At 43.3% G+C, this 6,665-nt stretch carries 9 protein-coding genes and 1 riboswitch; of the genes, 7 read left to right on the top strand and 2 right to left on the bottom strand.

The window, feature by feature from the left end; all coding sequences use genetic code 11:
* The first annotated feature begins 178 nt into the window (after positions 1-178).
* Positions 179-326, top strand: a riboswitch (FMN riboswitch).
* A gap of 131 nt (positions 327-457) precedes the next feature.
* The 5 genes from ribD (at position 458) to ribT (ending at position 4,395) form a co-directional block, all read left to right on the top strand.
* Positions 458-1,543: a bifunctional diaminohydroxyphosphoribosylaminopyrimidine deaminase/5-amino-6-(5-phosphoribosylamino)uracil reductase RibD gene (ribD, locus tag MTN95_RS17240; protein ID WP_105954915.1), complete on the top strand. Its 1,086-nt coding sequence runs from the start codon at positions 458-460 to the stop codon at positions 1,541-1,543.
* Between the two features lie 10 nt (positions 1,544-1,553).
* Complete coding sequence (gene ribE, locus MTN95_RS17235) at positions 1,554-2,201, top strand: riboflavin synthase (protein WP_248339135.1); 648 nt, start codon at positions 1,554-1,556, stop codon at positions 2,199-2,201.
* Between the two features lie 14 nt (positions 2,202-2,215).
* Positions 2,216-3,412, top strand: a complete 1,197-nt coding sequence (locus MTN95_RS17230) for a bifunctional 3,4-dihydroxy-2-butanone-4-phosphate synthase/GTP cyclohydrolase II (protein ID WP_024121912.1) — start codon at positions 2,216-2,218, stop codon at positions 3,410-3,412.
* Positions 3,413-3,444: 32 nt separating this feature from the next.
* Positions 3,445-3,909 (top strand): 6,7-dimethyl-8-ribityllumazine synthase, encoded by a 465-nt coding sequence (gene ribH / locus MTN95_RS17225; RefSeq protein WP_024121911.1) that lies wholly within the window; start codon positions 3,445-3,447, stop codon positions 3,907-3,909.
* Positions 3,910-4,020: 111 nt separating this feature from the next.
* Positions 4,021-4,395 (top strand): GNAT family N-acetyltransferase RibT, encoded by a 375-nt coding sequence (gene ribT, locus MTN95_RS17220; protein ID WP_003223910.1) that lies wholly within the window; start codon positions 4,021-4,023, stop codon positions 4,393-4,395.
* A 13-nt stretch (positions 4,396-4,408) separates the two neighbouring features.
* Here the strand turns inward: ribT and MTN95_RS17215 are convergent, their stop codons facing one another.
* Together MTN95_RS17215 and MTN95_RS17210 are read right to left on the bottom strand one after the other, a co-directional pair.
* Positions 4,409-4,933 (bottom strand): DUF309 domain-containing protein, encoded by a 525-nt coding sequence (locus MTN95_RS17215; RefSeq protein WP_105954918.1) that lies wholly within the window; start codon positions 4,931-4,933, stop codon positions 4,409-4,411.
* 87 nt (positions 4,934-5,020) lie between these two features.
* Complete coding sequence (locus MTN95_RS17210) at positions 5,021-5,110, bottom strand: YjcZ family sporulation protein (RefSeq protein ID WP_024121909.1); 90 nt, start codon at positions 5,108-5,110, stop codon at positions 5,021-5,023.
* A 213-nt stretch (positions 5,111-5,323) separates the two neighbouring features.
* Here MTN95_RS17210 and scpA point away from each other — a divergent pair, with 213 nt between their 5' ends.
* Complete coding sequence (scpA, locus tag MTN95_RS17205; protein ID WP_024121908.1) at positions 5,324-6,079, top strand: segregation/condensation protein A; 756 nt, start codon at positions 5,324-5,326, stop codon at positions 6,077-6,079.
* Positions 6,069-6,662: an SMC-Scp complex subunit ScpB gene (scpB, locus tag MTN95_RS17200; RefSeq protein ID WP_044154877.1), complete on the top strand. Its 594-nt coding sequence runs from the start codon at positions 6,069-6,071 to the stop codon at positions 6,660-6,662. The genes scpA and scpB overlap by 11 nt, the downstream gene beginning before the upstream one ends.
* The last annotated feature ends 3 nt before the right edge of the window (positions 6,663-6,665 follow it).

Here is a 6,665-nt window from a genome sequence, read left to right as displayed (position 1 = left end):
CTAATTTCGGCTAACAATCATCCGTTTTCAAACTTGAAGGTGTTTTTTATTTGTCTCATCTTATGGGGTCAGTCCCGAACGATGGGTGTTTTTTTGATTTCTCAAATTGTAAGTATATTTCATTGCGTACTTAAGAAAGGATCGCTATAATAGCCATTAAGGACAAATGAATAAAGATTGTATCCTTCGGGGCAGGGTGGAAATCCCGACCGGCGGTAGTAAAGCGACAAGCGCTTTAGAGCCCGTGACCCGTGTGCACATATGTACGCGGTGGATTCAGTTTAAGCTGAAGCCGACAGTGAAAGTCTGGATGGGAGAAGGATGAAGAACCGCTATGCAAAATGTATCAACATGCATAGTGTTATTTCCTATTGCGTAAAATACCTAAAGCCCCGAATTTTTCTTAAATTCGGGGCTTTTTTGACGGTAAATGAATAAAGAAGGGAGGGGAAAACAGATGGAAGAGTATTATATGAAACTGGCGTTGGATCTTGCGAAGCAGGGTGAAGGACAGACCGAATCGAATCCGCTCGTAGGCGCTGTTGTGGTGAAGGACGGACAGATTGTCGGGATGGGCGCCCATTTAAAATACGGTGAAGCTCACGCGGAAGTCCATGCTATTCATATGGCAGGCGCACATGCGAAAGGCGCTGATATTTATGTCACCCTTGAACCATGCAGCCATTACGGAAAAACACCGCCTTGTGCCGAACTGATTATCAAGTCCGGGATAAAGAGAGTATTTGTCGCAATGAGAGATCCTAACCCGCTTGTGGCCGGACGGGGAATCAGCATGATAGAAGAAGCCGGCATCGAAGTAAAGGAAGGCATTCTGGCAGATCAGGCGGAACAGCTGAATGAAAAATTTCTGCATTTCATGAGGACAGGCCTCCCTTACGTCACATTAAAAGCTGCCGCAAGCCTAGACGGAAAAACAGCGACCAGTACAGGTGACAGCAAATGGATCACATCAGAAGCTGCAAGACAGGATGCTCAGCAATACAGGAAATCACATCAAAGCATTTTGGTCGGAGCAGGCACTGTGAAGGCTGACAATCCAAGCTTAACCTGCAGGCTCCCGAATGTTTCAAAACAGCCAGTCAGGGTGATACTTGATACCGAACTTTCGATTCCCGATGACGCGAATGTGATTTGCGATCAGGCAGCGCCGACTTGGATTTTTACAACAACACGTGCTGATGAGGAGAAGAAAAAACGGTTTTCCGCTTTTGGCGTGAAAATATTTACTCTGGAAACAGATCGTATACCAATTTCCGATGTACTGAAAATCCTTGCGGAAGAAGGGATCATGTCGGTGTATGTGGAAGGCGGATCATCTGTTCACGGAAGCTTCGTCAAAGCAGGCTGTTTTCAAGAGATCATCTACTATTTTGCCCCTAAATTAATCGGAGGAACGCTTGCTCCCAGCTTAATCTCCGGTGAAGGTTTTCAATCAATGAAAGATGTCCCCTTATTACAATTCACAGATATAACCCAAATTGGCCGTGATATCAGACTGACGGCAAAACCGAAAAACGAGTAGGATGGTGACCATGTTTACAGGAATTATAGAAGAAACAGGCACAATCGAATCCATGAAAAAAGCAGGCCCCTCTATGGCCTTAACAATTAAATGCTCAAAAATATTAGATGATGTTCATTTGGGCGACAGCATTGCAGTAAATGGCATTTGTCTGACTGTCACTGATTTCACGAAAAGTCAATTCACAGTTGATGTCATGCCTGAAACAGTCAAAGCAACGTCGCTGAACGATTTATCAAAAGGCAGCAAAGTGAACCTGGAAAGAGCCATGGCGGCAAACGGGCGTTTTGGAGGCCATTTCGTTTCAGGTCATGTCGACGGAACCGCAGAAATCACGCGTATTGAAGAAAAAAGCAACGCAGTTTACTATGATTTGAAAATGGATCCGTCATTAACAAAAACTTTGGTTTTAAAGGGATCTATTACCGTTGACGGCGTCAGTTTAACCATCTTCGGGCTGACAGATGATACCGTGACGATTTCTTTAATCCCTCACACCATCAGCGAAACGATTTTTTCAGAAAAAACAATCGGCTCTAAAGTGAATATCGAATGCGATATGATCGGAAAATATATGTATCGATTTTTGCATAAAGCCAATGAAAATAAGAACCAACAAACCATAACAAAAGCCTTCTTAAGCGAAAACGGCTTTTAGAGAGGAAGATTTGCATGTTTCATCCGATAGAAGAGGCATTAGACGCTTTAAAAAAAGGCGAAGTCATCATTGTTGTGGATGATGAAGACAGAGAAAACGAAGGAGACTTTGTGGCTCTTGCGGAGCATGCGACTCCTGAAGTGATTAACTTTATGGCGACGCACGGAAGAGGGCTGATTTGCACGCCTCTCAGTGAGGAAATCGCTGACAGGCTCGATCTTCATCCTATGGTTGAGCACAATACAGATTCCCACCACACTGCTTTTACAGTAAGCATTGACCACCGTAAGACAAAAACGGGGATCAGCGCACAGGAAAGATCATTTACTGTCAAAGCTTTGCTGGACAGCGGTTCAGTGCCGGCAGATTTTCAGCGTCCAGGGCACATTTTTCCGCTGATTGCGAAAAAGGGGGGTGTCCTGAAAAGAGCGGGCCATACAGAAGCGGCAGTTGATCTTGCTGAAGCCTGCGGTTCTCAGGGAGCTGGCGTTATTTGTGAAATTATGAATGAAGACGGAACGATGGCAAGGGTACCTGAGCTCATTGAAATTGCGAAAAAGCATCAATTAAAACTGATCACCATTAAGGATTTAATTGAGTACCGCTACAACTTGACAACACTTGTAGAGCGGGAAGTCGATATTACCTTGCCTACTGATTTTGGCACATTTAAGGTGTACGGATACACAAATGAGATCGATGGAAAAGAGCATGTCGCATTTGTGATGGGAGATGTGCCGTTTAATGAAGAACCAGTATTGGTCCGGGTTCATTCAGAGTGTCTCACAGGTGATGTGTTTGGGTCTCATCGCTGTGACTGCGGACCGCAGCTTCACGCCGCGCTGACGCAAATTGCCGCAGAAGGCCGGGGAGTGCTTTTGTATCTCCGCCAAGAAGGCCGGGGCATCGGTCTGATCAATAAGTTAAAAGCTTATAAGCTTCAGGAAGAAGGGTATGACACCGTAGAAGCTAATGAAGCGCTCGGCTTTTTGCCTGATTTGCGCAATTACGGCATTGGTGCTCAAATTTTACGCGATCTCGGCGTGCGGAATATGAAGCTCTTGACGAATAATCCGCGGAAAATTGCCGGACTTGAAGGGTATGGTCTCAGCATTACAGAAAGAGTGCCGCTTCAAATGGAGGCCAAAGAGCACAACAAAAAATATTTGCAAACAAAGATGAACAAACTAGGTCATTTACTTCATTTCTAATCACAAAAATCACAAAAAAGGATGGGAATCATATGAATATCATACAAGGAAATTTAGTTGGTACAGGTCTTAAAATCGGAATCGTAGTAGGAAGATTTAATGATTTTATTACAAGCAAGCTGCTTAGCGGGGCAGAAGATGCTTTGCTCAGACACGGCGTGGATACAAACGATATTGATGTGGCTTGGGTTCCGGGCGCATTTGAAATTCCTTTCGCTGCTAAAAAAATGGCGGAAACAAAAAAATATGACGCCGTTATTACACTCGGCACTGTCATCAGAGGCGCGACAACTCATTACGATTACGTCTGCAACGAAGCTGCAAAAGGCATCGCGCAAGCAGCGAACACAACAGGCGTACCTGTGATCTTTGGAATTGTCACTACGGAAAACATTGAGCAGGCCATTGAACGGGCTGGAACAAAAGCGGGCAATAAGGGCGTAGATTGTGCTGTTTCTGCCATAGAAATGGCAAATTTAAACCGCTCATTTGAATAATTTGCTGAAAACAGTTTAAAAATATGGCGAAAATGATATAATGTGAGAAAACGGATCACCTATACTTATCCGTTTGATAGAACTGGACATTTAGGATATAGAGGGGTTTTTATGTTAATTCGTTATAAAAAATCGTTTGAAAAGATTGCGATGGGACTTCTTTCATTTATGCCAAATGAAAAAGATCTTAAGCAGCTTCAGCAGACAATTAAGGACTACGAAACGGATACAGACCGCCAGCTCTTTCTTTGGAAAGAGGACGAGGATATCGTCGGAGCAATCGGAGTTGAAAAAAAGGATTCCGAGGTTGAAATCCGGCATATCAGTGTGAATCCTTCTCATCGCCATCAAGGAATCGGAAAACAGATGATGGATGCTTTAAAGCATTTATTCAAAACGCAGGTACTGGTTCCGAATGAATTAACGCAGAGCTTTTTCGAACGCTGTCAAGGTCAGCAGGATCAAGACATTTCATACAATAATTAAGCAGAGGCTGTTATCAGCCTCTGCTTTTTTTTCTTCGTTCAATTTCTTTCTCGCGTTCGCGGATGACATCAGTCCGATCCCGCAAACAATGTTTATGAATTAGAAATCTATCAGTGAGTGTGCTGGGCTGTCCCCACGTGTAAGCTTTTCGCTTGCATTCAATGCGGCATGCTTCCTTCAGCTTCTCATCTTTAATTGGCAGCATGATGCTTTTATAGGAAGATCCCAGTTCAATTTGTTCGTAAACCGACTGCATAAGCTCCAGTAAACGGGTATGATCAAGCCCCAAATCTTCCACCGCTTGTTTTTTCGCTTGAAGAATCCGTATGCTGTTTGCCAGCAATCTTTTGGCCCCGGCTGTATTCTGTCTTCTGTGATGATACAAAGCAACAGCAAGCTGGATAAAGCCGACCCAAAGTATTTTTCGTTTGTTCGGAGGATCTTCCTTCCAATATTCTTCTAGTATTTCATGGCATTCAAAATAATCCCGTGTTGCGTGAAATTCAACGAGATAATCGATATAAGCTTTCGGGTACAAGATGCTTCCTCCTTTTAATCCGCCTTTAGTGTAACACAGGACAGATAAAAGGAAAAAACAGCGCATTGGACCTGCTCATTTTTAGTTCTAGCAAATCCAAGCGGCACCTACGATAATCAGCAGAATAAACAAAACGACAATTAAAGCGAAACCGCCGCTGAAGCACTTTTCTCCCATGAACATTCAGCCTCCTTTGTTGTGGTCTACGCGAGCATCCTATGTACACCTGCCCTTTTTTGTGTAGGCGGATATCTTGTTATTTGAATATTCAGCACAAATCTCTTGAAATACAGAAATGAAATAGTATTGGACGAGAGCTTTTTGGTGGCTTATACTAAAGGGTAGCCAGTTTATCCGGCAATGAGAGTGATACTTGAAAATGGTGAGATGATGGAAGAATATCAAGTAAAAATTGATACGTTTGAAGGCCCATTGGACCTGCTGCTTCATTTAATCAATCGTCTTGAAATTGACATATATGATATACCTGTGGCGAAGATTACTGAACAATATTTATTATATGTACATACGATGCGTGTGCTTGAGCTTGATATCGCCAGCGAGTATTTGGTGATGGCTGCCACGCTGCTTAGTATTAAAAGCAGAATGCTGCTCCCGAAGCAAGAGGAAGAGCTGTTTGAGGATGAATTGCTTGAGGAAGAAGACCCGCGGGAGGAACTGATTGAAAAGCTGATTGAGTATAGAAAATATAAAGACGCGGCGAAGGAATTAAAGGAACGGGAAGAAGAAAGACAAAAATCATTCACGAAACCGCCGAGTGACTTGAGCGAATATGCAAAAGAAGTGAAACAGTCGGAGCAAAAGCTGTCAGTCACAGTCTACGATATGATTGGCGCTTTTCAAAAAGTGCTGAAGCGAAAAAAAATAACAAGGCCGATGGAAACAACAATTACAAGACAGGAAATACCAATCGAAGACAGAATGAATGAAATCGTGCACAGCCTGAAATCAAAAGGGAAAAGAATCAATTTTATGGATCTTTTTTCATATGAGCAAAAAGAACATTTGGTTGTCACCTTCCTGGCGGTTTTAGAACTGATGAAAAATCAGCTGATTTTGATTGAGCAGGAGCAAAATTTTTCAGATATTTACATTATGGGGAGTGAATCCATTCATGGGGCTTGATATCGTGAATTGGAAAGCTATAGTGGAAGCCCTTCTATATGCGGCAGGCGATGAAGGACTGACCAAAAAACAGCTGTTAACAGTGCTTGAAATAGAAGAGCCTGAACTGAACACCATTATGGCGGATGTGGCAGACGATTACCGTCATGATACAAGAGGCATTGAACTTATTGAATATGCAGATACGTACATGCTTTCCACCAAAAAGGACTTTGCGCCGTACTTGAAAAAACTGATCGAAGTACCGTCGAAAGGCCTTTCCCAGGCATCTTTGGAGGTGCTGGCGATTGTTTCATATAAACAGCCGATTACGAGAGCGGAAATTGAAGATATCAGAGGCGTAAAATCAGAAAGAATTTTACACAGCCTTGTCGCCAAGGCGTTGCTGTGTGAAGTCGGACGCGCTGACGGTCCGGGACGGGCCATTTTATACGGCACGACGCCGACTTTTCTTGAGCAATTCGGCTTAAAAACGCTGGACGAGCTTCCGCCGCTGCCTGAAAATGCGGAAGATGACGTTCTTCAAGAAGAAGCGGATTTATTCTTTGAAAACTTTAACCAAACCTTTGAAGACATAAAATAGAGA

The organism is Bacillus sp. 2CMS4F, assembly GCF_023161785.1.
GTDB lineage: Bacteria > Bacillota > Bacilli > Bacillales > Bacillaceae > Bacillus > Bacillus halotolerans.
This window is presented reverse-complemented; position numbering and strand designations above follow the sequence as displayed.